This is a genomic window from Glutamicibacter sp. St.4D3 (genome assembly GCF_059728615.1).
Window position 1 is genome coordinate 2,224,130 of sequence record NZ_AP039380.1, and the last position, 15,961, is coordinate 2,240,090.

Consider the following 15,961-nt stretch of genomic DNA (forward strand, 5'->3'; position numbering starts at 1 on the left):
GGGAACGCCCGCGGTCGCATCAGCGCCGGGACTTCAAGGTTCTGTGACAAAGAGCGCTACGATGGACGGTGGCCGCCATTTTCATGGAATGAGGAACGCACCCACATGCCGTCGATGAACACCGAGTTGTTTGCCAGCTGGACCCATGCCCAGAACGCCGTGACCGAAGATGAGGTCATGACCCGCGCCCGGGAGCGCGGCAGCGAACTGGGAGCGCACACCATCGACCCGGCCGGCGCGTCCATCCTGCAGCTGCTCTCCAATCTTTACAGCCCCCGCAACGCAGTGCAGATCGGCGCCGGGGTCGGGGTCGCCTCCCTGTCGATCCTGCGCGGCATGGGAACCAACGGCACCCTGACCGTGATCGAAAGCGACCTGGAGAACGTGGGGGCGCTGCGCGAGGCGCTGCGCGAGGACCGGGTGCTGGGCGCCCGGGCGCGCATCATCACCGAACGCGCCGCCACGGTACTGGGCCGGCTCACCGATCGCGCGTACGACATGGTGCTGATCGATGCCGAGCACGAGAACCTGCTGGACTACGTCGCCGAGGCCAAGCGCCTGATCGGCAAGCGCGGGGTCATCATCATCTGCAACGCCTTTGACGAGCACCGCCTGGCCAAGCCGGCCGTGCGCAAGGCCTCCACGGTGGCCATGCGTGATGCCATGCGGATGCTGCGAGAGGACCCGAACCTGCTGTGCCACCTGCTGCCCACCGAACAGGGCTTGTTCATCGCGGCAGCCAAGCACTAGTACGTCCGTAGGACGCAGGAGGAACGGGGCCGCCTGCCGCGGCGGGTGCGCGACGGGCTGGTGACAGACCAAAGGGCCGGCGAATGCCGGCCCTGAGAATCCTTATTCAGTGACGTTTACCAGACAATTACGCAGCTCGGTGGCCTCATCTGCATTCAATTCGACCACCAGGCGACCGCCGCCATCGATGGGCAGGCGCAGGATCAAGCTTCGGCCTTCCTTGGTGACTTCCATTGGCCCATCACCGGTGCGTGGCTTCATCGCCGCCATGTACGTTGTTCCCTTCGTCAGTGACCGGAACGTTCAACCGCATACCGGTTCAACGCCCGAGCCGTCCTATAGTCCGCTCAATCAGCTGGGATTACCTTGTTGATTTGGAGACTCTATACTCTCCATTATTCCTAATTTTCACCCGTGTCGCTAATCACACGCCGCGACTCGATGTCATGAATCTTATTCTCCAGCCGGTTGATGCGCGCAGCGAGCTGATCCAGAACGTCGTCCACCTGGTCGCACCGGTAGCCGCGCAGCCCAATGGAAAAACGCACCGCATCCACGTCGCGGGCCGAGGGTTCATCGGGCAGCAGCACCGGCGGCAGTGACGCCTCGGGCTCAATCAGGCCGGCCACCGGTTCGCGCGGCACCTCGAAGCGCCGCCCCGCGGAGCGTGCCGGATGGCGCAGCGCACTGAGGTAGAACGCCGCCGCACCACACAGCACAATCGCCAGCGCCACCAGCAGGAAGGACATCAGATCCCTTCCGAGTTATGCGAGGAGTTTGCATCAATCAGCGCGCTGATCACCACGTCAACCGCTTCGTCCGGGTCATCGGTGAGGGTGAACAGGTTCAGGTCCTTCGGCGAGATGCAGCGCTCCTCGGCCACCACGTTCGTCAGCCAGTCGACCATGCCGCCCCAGTAGTCCTTCCCCACCAGCACGATGGGGAAGCTGGTGATCTTCTCGGTCTGGACCAGGGTCAGCGCCTCGAAGAGCTCATCCAGGGTTCCAAAGCCGCCGGGCAACACGATGAAGCCCTGGGAGTACTTCACGAACATCGTCTTGCGCACGAAGAAGTAGCGGAAGTTGATTCCCTTGTTCACCCACTGGTTCAGTCCGGTTTCGAAGGGCAGCTCAATGCCCAGCCCCACCGAGACTCCCCCGGCGTCGCTCGCGCCGCGGTTCGCCGCCCCCATGATGCCCGGGCCCCCGCCGGTGATGGTGATCAGTCCGGCTTCGGCCAGGCGGCGTCCGATGCGCTCTGCCTGTTGGTAGTAGGGGCTGTCTTCCCCGGTGCGGGCCGAACCAAAAACGGAGACGGCCGGGCCGATCCCCGCCAGGGTGCCGAAGCCGGAGACGAACTCGCTTTGAATCCGCAGCACGCGCCACACGTCATTGTGGGTGAAGTCCTCCTGCGGCCCGGAAAGCAGGTAGCGGTCCAGCTGCATGCCCGGGGTCTTGCCGGGCCACGAGGCTTCGACGTGCAGTTTTCTGCCGGCTCGTGCGTTTTGTTCACTCTTGCTTTTGTGGGCCATGACTTCACTCTATCCGTCCCGCCACCACTATGGGCTGCTTCATTGCATCCTGTTAGCGAACAAATGACGCCCTTGCTCCCGATCCGGCGCCACACCCCTACCCCAGGGCAGGTACCTCCGCACCCACTCCGCTGCTGGCGGATGCCTTCACCGCACTTGGCAGCTCAGACTGGGTTCACCGTGCGTGCATCGCTCGGACCACCGGCACGCAAGGAGCCTGCCCGGGCACCGGCCTGGTCACGCCTTTGCACTCCGAATTTGCGCCATTCCCGCTGCGACGTGCGCGTTACCATTTGGTAACAACTTCTGGACGAGTGTGATTCGTATCGCGTTACCCCGGTCACATGGGCTAATGTCTAATCTATGAAAAGAGATCCTGCGACTCAATCTTCATATGACGGCCCGATTGTTCAGCTGACCACGGTCAACAAGCATTACGGTGCCCTGCATGTCTTGAACGACATCAACCTTGAAGTTACCAAGGGCGAAGTAGTCGTGATCCTCGGTCCGTCGGGCTCAGGGAAGTCGACCCTGTGCCGTGCCATCAACCGCTTGGAAACAATCGATGACGGCACGATCAAGATCGATGGCAAGACCCTGCCCGAAGAGGGCAAGGCCCTGGCCAACCTGCGGGCCGATGTCGGGATGGTTTTCCAGTCCTTCAACTTGTTTGCGCACAAGACGATTCTGGAGAACGTCACCCTGGGCCCGATCAAGGTCAAGGGCATGAAGAAGTCTGAAGCCGAGAAGCTGGCCATGCAGCTGCTTGAACGGGTGGGAGTGGCCAACCAGGCCAACAAGCTGCCGGCCCAGCTCTCCGGCGGCCAGCAGCAGCGTGTGGCCATCGCCCGGGCACTGGCCATGCGCCCGAAGGTCATGCTCTTTGATGAGCCGACCAGTGCGCTGGACCCGGAAATGATCAACGAGGTGCTGGACACCATGGTCACCCTGGCCAAGGAGGGGATGACCATGCTGGTGGTCACCCACGAAATGGGCTTCGCCCGCAAGGCCGCGGACCGGGTGATCTTCATGGCTGACGGAAAGATCGTCGAACAGGCCGCACCGAACGACTTCTTCACCAACCCGCAAACCGACCGGGCCAAGGACTTCCTTGGCAAGCTCATCACCAACCACTGATACACACACCCGCATCACAAGTAGGAGAACATCATGCGTAAGACACGTTTCGGTTCGATTCTCGCCATGGCCGCGGTGGCAGGCCTGGCCCTGACCTCATGCGGCGGATCGGGCTCCGATGACGCCGGAAGCGGCGACGGTGGCGGCGAGAAGGTGCGCATCGGCATCAAGTTCGACCAGCCGGGCCTGGGCTTCAAGGAAGGCGATGAGTACACCGGTTTTGACGTGGACGTCGCCAAGTACGTCGCCAAGGAGCTGGGCTACGACGAGGGCAACATCGAGTTCGTCTCCGCCCCCTCGGCCAACCGCGAAACCCTGCTGGAAACCAACCAGGTCGACATGATCTTCGCGACCTACACCATCAATGACGCCCGCAAGGAGCGCGTGGCCTTCGCTGGCCCGTACTTCGTGGCCGGCCAGGACCTGCTGGTGCGCACCGATGATTCCACGATCACGGGCAAGGACTCGCTCGATGGCAAGAACCTGTGCTCGGTCACCGGTTCCACCTCGGCCGAAAACGTGAAGAAGGACATCCCGGGCGTCAATCTGGTCGAGCAGCAGGGCTACGCCGACTGCCTGGGCCTGCTGGAGACCGGTGGGGTGGACGCGATCACCACCGATGACATCATCCTGGCCGGCTTGGCCGCCACCGAGGCGAACAAGGGCAAGTTCAAGGTCGTGGGCGCACCGTTCAGCGAAGAGCCCTACGGCGTGGGCCTGAACAAGGAAAACGACAAGTGCGAGGACATCAACACCGCCATCAAGAAAATGATCGATGAGGGCGAGTGGGAGAAGGCGCTGAACGCCAACACCGAAGGCACCGGCTACAAGCCGAACGCCGAGTTGAACCCGCCGACCGAATTCGAGGCCTGCAGCTAGTCAGGCCAGCGCACTAACGACGTGGTGCCGTGTTTCGGTTCGCACCGGGCACGGCACCACCGGTTTCCACCCCATCCACCGACCAAGGAGAACACGTCGTGGAAGGCTATTTAAGTCTTTGGGATGAGTACGGTGAGCGGATCCTGGAGTCCTTCTGGGCCAACCTGCAACTCACCTTCTGGGCCGCCTTGGCATCGCTGGTGCTGGGCACCTTGCTGGCCATCATGCGGATCAGCCCCATCCCCAGCCTGCGGGCCTTTGGCACCGCCTACGTCAACATCTTCCGAAACACCCCGCTGACCATCATCCTCACCTTCGGTGTGCTGGTGCTCTTTGGCGTTTTTGAGCTCAAGCTCAGCTCGGATTTCAACCTGAACTTCTTCCAGATCGCGATCATCGGCCTGAGCATCTACCATGCCGCGTTCTTCTGTGAAGCCATCCGCTCCGGGGTCAACACGGTGCCGCTGGGACAGGCCGAGGCGGCCCGCGCCATCGGGCTCAGCTTCCTGCCCGCGGCGCGCATCATCATCCTGCCCCAGGCGTTCCGCGGGGCGATCGCCCCGATGGGCAACGTGCTGATCGCACTGATCAAGAACACCACCGTGGCCATCGCCGGATCAGTCGCCGAGATTTCCGGGCTGATGAAGACGATGCTGGAGTACCGCGCCGACGTGGGCATCCTGATCTTCCTGACCGTGGCACTGATGTTCGTCATCGTCGTGCTGCCGATCGGAGCGCTGACCACCTGGCTGTCCAAGAAACTGGCGGTGGCACGATGAGCAACGCACAATCGGTTCTCTTCGATGCCCCGGGGCCCAAGGCGCGCCGGCGCATCATGGTCCTGAACATCATCGGCATCCTGCTGGCCCTGGCCCTGATCGGCTACATCCTGTACGTGATGAACAGCAAGGACCAGCTGAACCCCGAACGCTGGGCGGTCTTTGCCAAGGGTTCGATCTGGTCGAACTACGTGCTGCCGGGCCTGCTGAACACGCTGAAGGCCGCGGCGATCTCGATCGTGACCTCCCTGGTCTTTGGCTTCATCTTCGGCATGGGACGCCTGGCCCACAACAAGCTGATCAACTTCCTCAGCTCGGTGGTCGTGGAATTCTTCCGCGCCGTGCCGGTGCTGCTGATGATGCTGTTCCTGTGGATCATGCTGGCCCGGGCCGGCTGGGTTGAACCGGCCAGCTCACCGTTTGTCGCGGTCGTGATCGGGCTGACCCTTTACAACGGGTCCGTGGTGGCCGAACTGATTCGCTCCGGCGTGCATGGGCTGCCCAAGGGCCAGCGTGAAGCGGGCATCGCCATCGGGCTGACCCGTGGCCAGTCGCTGCGCCTGATCGAGATCCCGCAGGCGCTGACCGCGATGCTGCCGGCACTAATCAGCCAGTTCATCGTGATCCTGAAGGACTCGGCGCTGGGCTACATCATCAACTTCAACGAACTGCTGTTCAACTCGAAGCTGGTGGGTACCGGCAACTCGAACATGCTGCAGGCGCTGGTGATCTGTGCGCTGATTTTCATCCTGCTGAACTTCGCCCTGTCGAAGCTGGCGGAGATCGTCTCCCGCCGGCTGAGCAGCCGGGTTCCGCGGGACAAGAAGGCGGCCCCGGCACCCAGTGCCACCATGCCGCCGGATGTGGGGATCCCGGCCGCGGGAAACAACTAGGGATGAGGGGCCTGCCCCTTGCCACTCCCCCGAATAGCACTGCAGCGCCGGCGATGGAACACCCATCGCCGGCGCTGCAGTTTTTTCGTGCCCGGCGCCAGGGCCTGTCCGTAAAGGCCCGTAACGCTTCCGGCGCTACTCCTGGAGCCAGCTGCGCAGCGCCTGGGCGCAGCGCCGGATGGCCTCCAGGGGCACGTGCTCATCATCGGTGTGGGCCAACAGCGCGTCCCCGGGACCGAAGTTCACGGCCGGGATGCCCATGGCCGAGAACCGGGCCACATCCGTCCAGCCGTACTTGGGTTTGGGCTCCTGGCCCACGGCGGCCACCAGTGAGGCGGCGATCGGCTGGTCCAGGCCCGGGGTGGCCCCCAGCGCCCCGTCGGTGCGCTCCACCTCAAAGCCCTCCATCAGCTCCCGCACCACGGCCTCGGCCTGCTCCACGGTCTTGTCCGGGGCAAAGCGGTAGTTCACGCTCACCTCACACAGGTCCGGGATCACGTTGCCGGCGATGCCGCCGCTGATCCGCACGGCGCTCAGCGACTCCCGGAAGGCCAGGCCTTGCACGTCCACGGTCTGGGCCTGGTAGTCGGCCAGGCGCTGCAGGATCGGGGCGGCGGCGTGGATCGCGTTCTGCCCCATCCAGGCGCGCGCAGAGTGCGCCGCCCGGCCGTGGGTGCGCACGATGAAGCGGCTGGTGCCGTTGCAGCCGCCCTCCACCGTGCCGTTGGTGGGCTCCAGGAGGATCGCGAAGTCCGCGGCCAGCAGGTGCGGGGCCTCGCGCTGCAGCCGGCCCAGTCCGGACTTGGCCGCTTCCACCTCCTCATGGTCATAGAAGATGTAGGTGATGTCGTGGGTTGGGTTGCGCAAGGCGGCGGCCAGGTGCAGCTGCACCGCCACCCCGCCCTTCATGTCGGTGGCGCCGCGCCCGTAGAGCACCCCATCGATTTCGCGCGCGGGCACGCCGCCGCGGGCCAGCGGGTCGGTGGGCAACGGGACCGTGTCCAGGTGTCCGGCCAGCACGACCCGGCGTTCCCGGCCCAGGTTGGTGCGCGCCACGATCGCATCCCCGTATCGGTGCAGCTCCAGGTGCGGGCAGGCTTCGAGGGCGCGGTGGATCGCATCGGCCAGGGCGCGCTCATTGCCGGAGACCGATTCCATGTCGATGAGTGTCGCGGTCAGCTGGGCGACATCCGCTTCCAGGTTCAATTCCATCGGGTTCAACCTACTCATTCCTGCTGCTCATTGCGTAATGGGAACGTCATTTGCCCACGATACCGGCAGGATACGCCGGTACGATATCTTCATGACTTCAGCAGTTGACTCAACCCATCCTCCCGTCCGCCTGGCGTCGGCGCACGGCCTGGCCACGATCACCCTGGACGGCACCGTCCTGGATGTTTGGTACCCCGGCCCCTGCCTGGGAGTGCTCAACGACCTGGAGCCGCAAACCGGTGAGCTGGCGGCCCTGGCCGTGGAGGATACGGCCCGCGGCACCCGACAGGAAGTCATCTCGCTGACCATCAACCTGGATGTCGCCCCGGCCGACACCGCTGACGTGTGGCTGCGCCTGCACCTGCTCTCGCACCGGCTGGTCACCCCGAACTCGATCAACCTGGACGGGATCTTCTCCCACCTGCCCAACATTGTCTGGACCAACTTCGGCCCCTGCCTGGCCGAGGGGTTTGAAAAGACCCGGCTGCGGCTGCGTTCACGCGGAGCGGTGACGGTGTACGGGGTGGACAAGTTCCCGCGCATGGTCGACTACGTGGTGCCCTCCGGTGTGCGCATCGCCGACGCGGACCGGGTGCGCCTGGGCGCGCACCTGGCCACCGGCACCACGGTCATGCACGAGGGGTTCGTGAACTTCAACGCCGGAACACTGGGCGTTTCCATGGTGGAGGGCCGGATTTCGGCTTCGGTCGTGGTCGGCAACGGCTCGGACGTCGGCGGCGGCGCATCCATCATGGGGACCCTCTCCGGCGGCGGCAAGGAGCGCATCTCCATCGGTGAGCGCGTCCTGCTCGGGGCCAACGCCGGGGTGGGGATCTCCATCGGGGATGACTGCGTGGTGGAGGCCGGGCTGTATGTCACCGCCGGCACCCGGGTGAGCTTGCCCGATAACCGCACCGTGAAGGCCCTGGAGCTCTCCGGGGTTCCCGGCCTCCTCTTCCGGCGCAACTCGGTGACCGGCGCCGTCGAGGCGCTGGCGCGCACCGGCGGGAAGGTGGAGCTGAACACCGAACTGCACCAGAACTGATCAGGCTGCGCCCAGCCCCGAAGCCGGGCTGCCCCCGCGCGGCACAGGCCGTGGCCGCCACCTTTCACCGGTGGGCGGCCACGGCCTGTGGTTGATCTGATTCCGTTGGGTCAGTGATCCGTTGGAAGGCTACCGGGAATCAGCATGGGTGCCTCCGCGCTCGTGGTCCAGATCGCTGTCTCCGCGGATCAGGCGGTAGCAACCGTAGACAATCACCATCACGCCCCAGATAACGGGGATCCACAGCGGACTGCGTGACACCTCATGGCCTTGCGGGACCAGGAACAGGAATGCCGCAAATGCCAAGGTAAAGATCAGTCCGCTGAAGGCAAAGGCCAGACCACGCGTGTTGCGTCGCGGGTGGCTGATTGCTCCATGGAACACCATGATGTCCTCCATCCTGCCGTATTGCCGCATCGGCCGACCGCAAGGACGGCCGAGGGCTACTGAAGTTCAGGTCGCGAATCGTTCATATGTTCTCCCTCCCCCGGGATGCGCCACCGAAGCAAAGACCTCGCCCCGTGACCCGGCTTGGCTCTCATTATCCCCATTAAGCTCGACGACGGGAAGGGTGGGCAGGATCCTGTCCGGCTCTTCCGCTTGGTGGGCGCTACATGAAGATGATGCTCACGATCGGCTCGATGTACCCGTGGAAGGCCTTGCCGTCGCGCATCAGGGAACTGCTGGCCACCACGGTGGCCTGACCCATCAGCCAGGCGCGCGGTTCGTTCAGCGGCACCTCCACCAGCTGCATGTGCGCCGCCTCCCGCCCGGCCAGGTGCTCGATGCCCCGGTCGGCCAGCAGCACCTCGATCTCATCCATCCGCTTGGGAACATACTGGGCGCTGCGCAGCACAAAGTCTTCAAGGCATTCATGGGCAAACAACGTGGTTTGCCCATAGTGGGCGTTGGCCAGCTTCGCCAGCTCCGGGTAGCCCTGAGCATCCAGGTCCGGGATCCCGCCCACGTGATGTCCGTTTTGCAGCGAGCGCCCGTCTTTGACCAGGCTTTCCCACCACGAATACCATTCCTGGCGGATCTGTCCGTGGGAGGCCGGCGGCTGCAGGGGGCGCAACCGTCCCCGCTGCTCCAGTGCACAGTTGGGGCCGAGCTCGTGGGGGTTGATTCCCCCCAGCTCGCGCAGGTACAGGGCCATCAGCAGCTGCGGGTTGGCGCAAACACCAATTGACCAGTTATTCCCCTGCCGGAAATACATGCGCACCACCTTGCCTATCGACGCACATCCCCCATAACCTTCCACGATACGCCGTACCCACTGCTTAAAAAAGGGCACCGGCACCCCGTGGCCCGCTGGGGGCCTGGGGGTGCCGGTGCCAAGAGACTGGCGCTACACGGGTTTAGAGGCCCGGGTAGTTGCGCTCGGTCTCGCCGATGTACAGCTGACGCGGACGGCCGATCTTGGTGTCCGGGTCCTTGATCATTTCGCGCCACTGGGCAATCCAGCCGGGCAGGCGACCGATGGCGAACAGCACGGTGAACATCTTCTCCGGGAAGCCCATCGCCTTGTAGATCAGGCCCGTGTAGAAGTCCACGTTCGGGTAGAGCTTGCGCTCGATGAAGTAGTCATCGTTCAGCGCCTTCTCCTCCAGGCTCATGGCGATGTCCAGCAGTTCGTTGCTGCCCTGCTTGGCCAGGATGTCATGGGCGGTCTTCTTGATGATCTTCGCGCGCGGGTCGTAGTTCTTGTAGACGCGGTGCCCGAAGCCCATCAGGCGCACGCCGTCTTCCTTGTTCTTGACCTTCTCCATGAACTTCTCCGGGGAGATGCCCTGGGCATGGATTTCGCGCAGCATCTTCAGCACGGCCTCGTTCGCGCCGCCGTGGGCGGGACCGAACAGGGCGTTGATGCCGGCCGAGACCGAGGCGAAGAGGTTCGCATCGGAGGAGCCGACCAGGCGCACGGTGGAGGTGGAGCAGTTCTGCTCGTGGTCTGCGTGCAGGATCAGCAGCAGGTCCAGGGCCTTGACCATGTCCGGGTCCAGCTCGTACGGCTCGGCGGCGGTGCCGAAGCACAGGCGCATGAAGTTCTCGACCATGTTCATCGAGTTGTCCGGGTAGAGCAGTGCCTGCCCGATCGACTTCTTGTGCGCGTAGGCGGCCAGCACCGGCAGCTTGGCCAGCAGGCGCATCGTGGAGCGCTCGACCTGTTCGTCGTTGTTCGGGTCCAGCGAGTCCTGGTACCAGGTCGACAGTGCCGACACGGCCGAGGAGAGCACCGGCATCGGGTGGGCGTCGCGCGGGAAGCCGCCGAAGAAGCCCTTGAGCTCCTCGTGCAGCAGGGTGTGGCGGCGCAGGCGGTTGTCAAAGTCTGCCAGCTGCTCGGCGGTGGGCAGCTCCCCGTAGATCAGCAGGTAGCTGACCTCAACGAAGCTGGACTTCTCCGCCAACTGCTCAATGGGGTAACCACGGTAGCGCAGGATCCCTGCATCCCCGTCGATGTAGGTGATCGCGGACTTGGTGGCCGCGGTGTTCATGAAGCCCGGGTCGTAGGTGACCGCACCGGTGGTCTTCAGCAGCGGAGCCACGCTCAGCCCCTGGTTGCCTTCGGCGGCCGGTACCACTGGTAGTTCCAGGTTCGTCTGCCCATATGTGAGCTGCGCAGAATTGATCTCTGTCATTGCTTCTCCTAACCGGAAAGCTTGTAGTTCCGAAAGGTCAGTCGTCATCGTCGAACATACCGCCAATTGGCCTCACCGCGCTAATCAGCGGATCATTTCAGCCCTGGCCGGCAGAGGTCAACCGCTCCACGGCCTGGGCGACGCGCTCGTCGGAGGCAGTGAGCGCGATCCGTACGTGCGCTTCGCCTTCAGAACCGTAAAAAGCGCCGGGACCTGCAATGATTCCCAGCTCGGCAAGCCGTTGCAGGGTGTCCCAGCTGGAACGGCGTTCAGTGCACCACAGGTACAGACCGGCCACGGAGTCCTCGATCCGCAGCCCGAAGCCCTCCAACGCCGGGCGCAGCGCGTCGCGCCGGGCCCGATAAATGTCTTTTTGTTCACGGACATGCGCCTCATCGTTTAGCGCGATGACCATGGCGTGCTGCACGGGTGCCGGGACAATCATTCCCGCGTGCTTGCGGTTGTTGATCAGGGCCGGCATCAGGTTAGGGGCCCCAGCCACGAACGCGGCGCGATACCCGGCCAGGTTGGATTGCTTGGACAGGGAGTACAGCGCCAGCAGGTCATCGATGTTTCCGTCGCACACCCGCGGATCAAGGATGCTGGGGACCTGGTCCTCGTATTCATCCCAACCCAGCTCCGCATAGCATTCATCGGAGGCCACCACGGCCCCCAGCCCGCGGGCCTGGCAGACCAGTTCACGCAACGCGTGAATGTCGCGGACCTTGCCGGTGGGGTTCCCCGGCGAATTGACCCACACCAGTTTCAGGTTCGCCCGCTGCTGCTCGTCCAGGCTGGAAAGGTCATCGGTGGCCACACTGGTGGCGCCGACCAGTTGTGCGCCGATGTCGTAGGTCGGGTAGGCGATGCGCGGGCGCACCACCACGTCCCCGGGCCCCAGCCCGAGCAGCAACGGCAGCCAGGCCACCATTTCCTTGGAACCGACCGTCGGCATGACGTCGTCGGTGCTCAGTGAGGTGACGTTGCGGCGCCGGGCGTACCACTCCACGATGGCCTGGCGCACCTCGGTGGTGCCGTGCGTGGTGGGGTATCCCGGCGCGTTGCTGGCTTCGCGCAGTGCTTCCTGGATCAGTTCCGGGGTCGGGTCCACCGGGGTTCCGATGGACAAATCGACACTGCCCCCCGGATGCTTGGCGGCCACCTCGCGGTACGGGGCCAACTGGTTCCAGGGGTAATCGGGAAGCTGGAGCATGCGGTGATGAACCTCAGTCTTGGTTTTGCGGCGGCAGGGCGGCGACCAGCGGGTGGTCGGTGCCGGTGTTGCCAATTTTAGCCGCACCACCGGGCGAGCCCAGTTCGTCGAAGAAATCAACGTTAACGTTGTAGTAGTCGGCCCACTGCTCCGGGACATCGTCCTCGTAGTAGATGGCCTCTACCGGGCAGACCGGCTCGCACGCGCCGCAGTCCACGCACTCATCCGGGTGAATGTACAAGGAGCGTTCACCTTCGTAGATGCAGTCGACCGGGCACTCTTCGACACACGCCTTGTCTTTCACGTCCACGCACGGCTGAGCGATGATGTAAGTCACGGACCCGAGACCTTTCCTTGCACTTTTGATAGTTTCAACGTCTAGTCACCAGCGCATTGCCGGCCTATGGGCGGAACGCATATCTGGCTTTCTGGATACCAGTCTAGTCCTGTTGTGCAATGTGGGAAGCTCCCGGAGGCCCGCTGTGACGTAACCGACCGAGGCCACCGGACGCAACGGTCTCGAAATGAAATTTTTGGAAATCTTGGAGCTGCACGGTGCTTAACATTCACGATTTAAGACCCGGGGACCGGGTTGTGTTGCGGTATCGGCTTGACCAGCCCACACCGACGGGGCACGGAGAAACGCTAACCGACGCGTTGGGTGAGATAGTGGGCGTCACCGAAACCAGCGTTAGCGTGCAGACCCGGCGCGAAGTGGTCACGGTGCAGCGTTCGCGCATCACCCACGCCAAGCGGGTTCCCCCGCCGCCGCCCCGCCGCGCCCGGCGCCCCCAGCAGCAATAGCGCAGTGCCGCCGACCGGCGTGGAGGAGCGCGAAACGCGATGTGATTTGAAGATACCAATCACTGACGGAAAATCACGTATGCTGGCTGTATGCCAACCGATGAGCAAGTCCAGGCCCGGGCGCGGGCCCTGAGTTCGCCCCTGCGGCTGAGGATTCTGCGCCTGTGTCTCCATGAGTCTCGCACGAACAAGGAGATCGCCGACATCCTTGAACTGAACCCGGCAACCTCGCTGCATCATGTGCGCACGCTGGTCAGCAACGGGTTCCTGGCCGCCGAGGAGCCGCGGCGCGGCAACCGCGGGGCGAAGGAAGTCCCCTACCGCAGCACCCGGCAATCCTGGGGCACCCGGATCCCGGATGCGGCGCCGATGCTCGTTGACACGTTCCTGCAGGAGATCAACGGGCTGGATCCGGAGGAGATCCAGGTCATCCGGGTGGGTCTGAAGCTCTCCGAAGCCACCCAGAAGGAAATGATTGGCCGGTTGCGCGAAGTGATCGAGGACTACGCGTTGCGCGAGCCCGAAGCCGACGGGGTGCCGACCTCCCTGTTCATGGCCCACCACCTGGACATCACCGGCAACTGACGCGCCACCGGTGCGGCCTGGCTCCCACCCAAAAACCAACAGCGGCCCCCGCGTCCGCCGGCAGTGGCGGGGACGCGGGGACCGCTGCTTGTCTGTTGCTGTTCTCTAGGGCCGGGCGCCAATCGCGGCGCGTGCGGGCCGGCGCAGGTTGCGCCGGGCCAACAGCAGGGCCACGACCGCCGGAACCAGCATGCCGTAGACCCATAGGGTCGAGGCCAGGGCCGGGCCGGGCATGTAGTCGTACAGGCTCAGCGGGGTGATCAACCGGTCGTTGCCGTTGAAGGTCAACACCCCGACCACCACGTAGCATCCGATGAAACCAAGGGCACCGCCCAGCAGCTTGCCGCTGGCCACGCTGGCCCAGTAGACCAGCAGGCCCAACAGCAGCCAGGCCAGTGCCAGACCCCAGAACACCGGGACATCCCCGGCGTAGAACAGGGAGGCGTGGATGGTGCTGCCCAGGAGCCCGGCCACGAGCGCTGTCACCAGCGCCCGCCACAGGGCCCCGGGCAGCGATCCGCGGAAGGGGCCCTGGTTAGCTGCGCGCGCGGGCACGGTAGGCCTTGACGCGGTCGTTGGCCGAGAGGATCACCTTGCGGATGCGGATCGCCTCCGGGGTGACCTCCACGCATTCGTCCTCACGGGCGAATTCCAGCGACTCTTCCAGGGTCAGGGTGCGCGGCGGGGTCAGGTTCTCGAAGCTGTCCGAGGATGCGGCACGCATGTTGGTCAGCTTCTTTTCCTTGGTGATGTTCACGTCCATGTCCTCGGAGCGCGAGTTCTCACCCACGATCATGCCCTCGTACACCTCGGAGGTCGGCTGCACGAAGAAGGTGCCGCGTTCCTGCAGGTTGATCATCGAGTACGGGGTGGCCACACCGGCGCGGTCGGCGACCAGCGAACCGTTGTTGCGGTATTCGATGGCACCGTGCCACGGCTCGTAGCCCTCGGCCAGCGAGGCGGCGATGCCGGCACCGCGGGTTTCGGTCATGAAGCGGGTGCGGAAGCCGATCAGGCCGCGGGCCGGAACCATGAACTCCATGCGCACCCAGCCGGTGCCGTGGTTGGTCATGTTGGTCATCCGGCCCTTGCGGGCGGCCATCAGCTGGGTGACGGCGCCCAGGAACTCCTCGGGCACGTCAATGGTCATCAGCTCCATCGGCTCATGCACCTTGCCGTCGATGACCTGGGTGACCACCTGCGGCTTGCCCACGGTCAGTTCGAAGCCCTCACGGCGCATCTGCTCGACCAGGATCGCCAGGGCCAGTTCGCCACGGCCCTGCACCTCCCAGGCGTCCGGACGCTCGGTCGGCAGCACCTTCAGCGACACGTTGCCGATCAGTTCGCGGTCCAGACGGTCCTTGACCTGACGGGCGGTGACCTTGGCTCCCTTGACCTTGCCGGCCAGCGGGGAGGTGTTGATCCCGATGGTCATCGAGATGGCCGGCGGGTCAACGGTGATCATCGGCAGCGGCTTCGGGTTTTCCAGGTCGGTAAGGGTTTCACCGATCATGATGTCCTCGATGCCGGCCACGGCCACGATTTCACCCGGCCCGGCTTCGGTCGCCGGGACACGGTTCAGGCCTTCGGTGGCCAGCAGCTCGGTGATCTTCACCTGCTTGTAGGTGCCGTCCTGGCGTGCCCAGGTCACCTGCTGGCCCTTGCGCAGGGTGCCGTTGAAGATGCGCAGCAGCGCCAGGCGGCCCAGGAACGGTGAGGCGTCCAGGTTGGTGACGTGCGCCTGCAGCACTTCGCCCGGGGTGTAGGACGGGGCCGGGACGTGGTCGATGATGGTCTTGAACAGCGGCTCAAGGTTGTCATTGTCCGGCAGTTCGCCGTCGCCGGGCTGGTTGGTGGAGGCGTAGCCGGCCTTGCCCGAGGCAAAGACGATCGGCACGTTCAGGATCTGGTCGATGTCCAGGTCCGGGGCCTCGTCGGCCAGGTCGGAGGCCAGGCCCAGCAGCAGGTCCATGGAGTCGGAGATGACCCCGTCAATGCGGGCATCGGGGCGGTCGGTCTTGTTGACCACGATGATCACCGGCAGGTTGGCGCTCAGCGCCTTGCGCAGCACGAAGCGGGTCTGCGGCAGCGGGCCCTCGGAGGCGTCCACCAGCAGCACCACGCCGTCGACCATGGACAGGCCGCGCTCCACCTCGCCGCCGAAGTCGGCGTGCCCGGGGGTGTCGATGATGTTCATGGTGATCTTGTGGCCGTTCGCGGCCGGGCCCTCATAGAACACGGTGGTGTTCTTGGCCAGGATGGTGATGCCCTTTTCGCGTTCCAGCTCACCGGAGTCCATCACGCGGTCTTCGGTTTCGCCGTGGCTGTCGAACGCACCGGTCTGCTGCAGCATCGCGTTGACCATGGTGGTCTTGCCGTGGTCAACGTGCGCCACAATGGCAACGTTGCGAAGATCTTCGCGAAGTGTGGTGTTTTCTGACATGCGTGAAGGCTCACTTCCGTCCGAGGAATTTCGGGTCATAGGGATCGGGGC

Annotated in this window: 19 protein-coding genes; 8 read left to right on the forward strand and 11 right to left on the reverse strand. The window is 64.4% G+C overall.

Annotation, left to right across the window (positions count from 1 at the left end; genetic code table 11):
* The first annotated feature begins 105 nt into the window (after positions 1 to 105).
* A complete protein-coding gene (locus AC6I21_RS10170) occupies positions 106 to 750 on the forward strand; it encodes an O-methyltransferase (protein WP_138177416.1) in 645 nt (214 codons plus the stop codon).
* 102 nt (positions 751 to 852) lie between these two features.
* Here the strand turns inward: AC6I21_RS10170 and AC6I21_RS10175 are convergent, their stop codons facing one another.
* The 3 genes from AC6I21_RS10175 to AC6I21_RS10185 all read right to left on the reverse strand — a co-directional run bounded on the left by AC6I21_RS10175 (position 853) and on the right by AC6I21_RS10185 (position 2,194).
* The gene (locus tag AC6I21_RS10175; protein ID WP_138177414.1) at positions 853 to 1,020 is read right to left on the reverse strand and encodes a DUF3117 domain-containing protein; all 168 of its coding nucleotides are present in this window, start codon (positions 1,018 to 1,020) and stop codon (positions 853 to 855) included.
* Between the two features lie 131 nt (positions 1,021 to 1,151).
* A complete protein-coding gene (locus AC6I21_RS10180; protein ID WP_138177412.1) occupies positions 1,152 to 1,499 on the reverse strand; it encodes a DivIVA domain-containing protein in 348 nt (115 codons plus the stop codon).
* Positions 1,499 to 2,194, reverse strand: a complete 696-nt coding sequence (locus AC6I21_RS10185) for an LOG family protein (protein WP_249354555.1) — start codon at positions 2,192 to 2,194, stop codon at positions 1,499 to 1,501. The genes AC6I21_RS10180 and AC6I21_RS10185 overlap by 1 nt, the downstream gene beginning before the upstream one ends.
* A 450-nt stretch (positions 2,195 to 2,644) precedes the next feature.
* Between AC6I21_RS10185 and AC6I21_RS10190 the strand changes: the two genes are divergently transcribed.
* The 4 genes from AC6I21_RS10190 (at position 2,645) to AC6I21_RS10205 (ending at position 5,969) form a co-directional block, all read left to right on the forward strand.
* A complete protein-coding gene (locus tag AC6I21_RS10190; RefSeq protein ID WP_054821282.1) occupies positions 2,645 to 3,418 on the forward strand; it encodes an amino acid ABC transporter ATP-binding protein in 774 nt (257 codons plus the stop codon).
* Positions 3,419 to 3,451: 33 nt separating this feature from the next.
* A complete protein-coding gene (locus tag AC6I21_RS10195) occupies positions 3,452 to 4,297 on the forward strand; it encodes a glutamate ABC transporter substrate-binding protein (protein WP_054821281.1) in 846 nt (281 codons plus the stop codon).
* A gap of 98 nt (positions 4,298 to 4,395) precedes the next feature.
* Entirely contained in the window at positions 4,396 to 5,076 is a 681-nt protein-coding gene (locus tag AC6I21_RS10200; RefSeq protein ID WP_054821280.1) for an amino acid ABC transporter permease, read from the forward strand.
* Positions 5,073 to 5,969 (forward strand): amino acid ABC transporter permease, encoded by an 897-nt coding sequence (locus AC6I21_RS10205; protein ID WP_138926522.1) that lies wholly within the window; start codon positions 5,073 to 5,075, stop codon positions 5,967 to 5,969. The genes AC6I21_RS10200 and AC6I21_RS10205 overlap by 4 nt, the downstream gene beginning before the upstream one ends.
* Positions 5,970 to 6,104: 135 nt before the next feature.
* Here AC6I21_RS10205 and dapE read toward each other — a convergent pair whose 3' ends face one another.
* The gene (dapE, locus tag AC6I21_RS10210) at positions 6,105 to 7,181 is read right to left on the reverse strand and encodes a succinyl-diaminopimelate desuccinylase (RefSeq protein ID WP_138177407.1); all 1,077 of its coding nucleotides are present in this window, start codon (positions 7,179 to 7,181) and stop codon (positions 6,105 to 6,107) included.
* A 91-nt stretch (positions 7,182 to 7,272) separates the two neighbouring features.
* On the opposite strand from dapE, the gene dapD reads away from it, so the two are divergent.
* A complete protein-coding gene (gene dapD, locus AC6I21_RS10215) occupies positions 7,273 to 8,226 on the forward strand; it encodes a 2,3,4,5-tetrahydropyridine-2,6-dicarboxylate N-succinyltransferase (RefSeq protein WP_138177405.1) in 954 nt (317 codons plus the stop codon).
* Between the two features lie 129 nt (positions 8,227 to 8,355).
* On the opposite strand, the gene AC6I21_RS10220 is transcribed toward dapD, so the two are convergent.
* The 5 genes from AC6I21_RS10220 to fdxA all read right to left on the reverse strand — a co-directional run bounded on the left by AC6I21_RS10220 (position 8,356) and on the right by fdxA (position 12,415).
* Positions 8,356 to 8,625, reverse strand: coding sequence for a hypothetical protein (locus tag AC6I21_RS10220; RefSeq protein ID WP_138177403.1), 270 nt, complete (start codon positions 8,623 to 8,625; stop codon positions 8,356 to 8,358).
* Positions 8,626 to 8,836: 211 nt separating this feature from the next.
* Entirely contained in the window at positions 8,837 to 9,442 is a 606-nt protein-coding gene (locus AC6I21_RS10225) for a hypothetical protein (RefSeq protein ID WP_138177401.1), read from the reverse strand.
* A gap of 142 nt (positions 9,443 to 9,584) precedes the next feature.
* Positions 9,585 to 10,865, reverse strand: a complete 1,281-nt coding sequence (locus AC6I21_RS10230) for a citrate synthase (protein WP_138177399.1) — start codon at positions 10,863 to 10,865, stop codon at positions 9,585 to 9,587.
* 97 nt (positions 10,866 to 10,962) lie between these two features.
* Positions 10,963 to 12,078, reverse strand: a complete 1,116-nt coding sequence (dapC, locus tag AC6I21_RS10235; protein ID WP_138177397.1) for a succinyldiaminopimelate transaminase — start codon at positions 12,076 to 12,078, stop codon at positions 10,963 to 10,965.
* A gap of 13 nt (positions 12,079 to 12,091) precedes the next feature.
* Entirely contained in the window at positions 12,092 to 12,415 is a 324-nt protein-coding gene (gene fdxA / locus AC6I21_RS10240) for a ferredoxin (RefSeq protein WP_054821193.1), read from the reverse strand.
* A gap of 218 nt (positions 12,416 to 12,633) precedes the next feature.
* Between fdxA and AC6I21_RS10245 the strand changes: the two genes are divergently transcribed.
* Positions 12,634 to 12,882, forward strand: coding sequence for a putative acetyltransferase (locus tag AC6I21_RS10245; protein WP_497762329.1), 249 nt, complete (start codon positions 12,634 to 12,636; stop codon positions 12,880 to 12,882).
* A 90-nt stretch (positions 12,883 to 12,972) separates the two neighbouring features.
* Positions 12,973 to 13,467 carry a helix-turn-helix domain-containing protein gene (locus AC6I21_RS10250; RefSeq protein WP_054821192.1) on the forward strand — a complete coding sequence of 165 codons (495 nt, stop codon included), beginning with the start codon at positions 12,973 to 12,975 and terminating at the stop codon, positions 13,465 to 13,467.
* A 105-nt stretch (positions 13,468 to 13,572) separates the two neighbouring features.
* Here the strand turns inward: AC6I21_RS10250 and AC6I21_RS10255 are convergent, their stop codons facing one another.
* The gene (locus AC6I21_RS10255; RefSeq protein WP_346921638.1) at positions 13,573 to 14,022 is read right to left on the reverse strand and encodes a hypothetical protein; all 450 of its coding nucleotides are present in this window, start codon (positions 14,020 to 14,022) and stop codon (positions 13,573 to 13,575) included.
* Positions 14,003 to 15,910, reverse strand: coding sequence for a translational GTPase TypA (gene typA, locus AC6I21_RS10260; RefSeq protein WP_138177391.1), 1,908 nt, complete (start codon positions 15,908 to 15,910; stop codon positions 14,003 to 14,005). The genes AC6I21_RS10255 and typA overlap by 20 nt, the downstream gene beginning before the upstream one ends.
* Between the last annotated feature and the right edge of the window lie 51 nt (positions 15,911 to 15,961).

Coding starts and splice junctions, on each gene's coding strand:
- AC6I21_RS10230 (WP_138177399.1), bottom strand. CDS start 10,865: ATGACAGAGATCAATTCTGCGCAGCTCACATATGGGCAGACGAACCTG.
- typA (WP_138177391.1), bottom strand. CDS start 15,910: ATGTCAGAAAACACCACACTTCGCGAAGATCTTCGCAACGTTGCCATT.
- AC6I21_RS10175 (WP_138177414.1), bottom strand. CDS start 1,020: ATGGCGGCGATGAAGCCACGCACCGGTGATGGGCCAATGGAAGTCACC.
- AC6I21_RS10205 (WP_138926522.1), top strand. CDS start 5,073: ATGAGCAACGCACAATCGGTTCTCTTCGATGCCCCGGGGCCCAAGGCG.
- AC6I21_RS10225 (WP_138177401.1), bottom strand. CDS start 9,442: ATGTATTTCCGGCAGGGGAATAACTGGTCAATTGGTGTTTGCGCCAAC.
- AC6I21_RS10220 (WP_138177403.1), bottom strand. CDS start 8,625: ATGGAGGACATCATGGTGTTCCATGGAGCAATCAGCCACCCGCGACGC.
- AC6I21_RS10180 (WP_138177412.1), bottom strand. CDS start 1,499: ATGTCCTTCCTGCTGGTGGCGCTGGCGATTGTGCTGTGTGGTGCGGCG.
- AC6I21_RS10190 (WP_054821282.1), top strand. CDS start 2,645: ATGAAAAGAGATCCTGCGACTCAATCTTCATATGACGGCCCGATTGTT.
- AC6I21_RS10250 (WP_054821192.1), top strand. CDS start 12,973: ATGCCAACCGATGAGCAAGTCCAGGCCCGGGCGCGGGCCCTGAGTTCG.
- AC6I21_RS10195 (WP_054821281.1), top strand. CDS start 3,452: ATGCGTAAGACACGTTTCGGTTCGATTCTCGCCATGGCCGCGGTGGCA.
- dapC (WP_138177397.1), bottom strand. CDS start 12,078: ATGCTCCAGCTTCCCGATTACCCCTGGAACCAGTTGGCCCCGTACCGC.
- dapE (WP_138177407.1), bottom strand. CDS start 7,181: ATGGAATTGAACCTGGAAGCGGATGTCGCCCAGCTGACCGCGACACTC.
- AC6I21_RS10170 (WP_138177416.1), top strand. CDS start 106: ATGCCGTCGATGAACACCGAGTTGTTTGCCAGCTGGACCCATGCCCAG.
- AC6I21_RS10185 (WP_249354555.1), bottom strand. CDS start 2,194: ATGCAGCTGGACCGCTACCTGCTTTCCGGGCCGCAGGAGGACTTCACC.
- dapD (WP_138177405.1), top strand. CDS start 7,273: ATGACTTCAGCAGTTGACTCAACCCATCCTCCCGTCCGCCTGGCGTCG.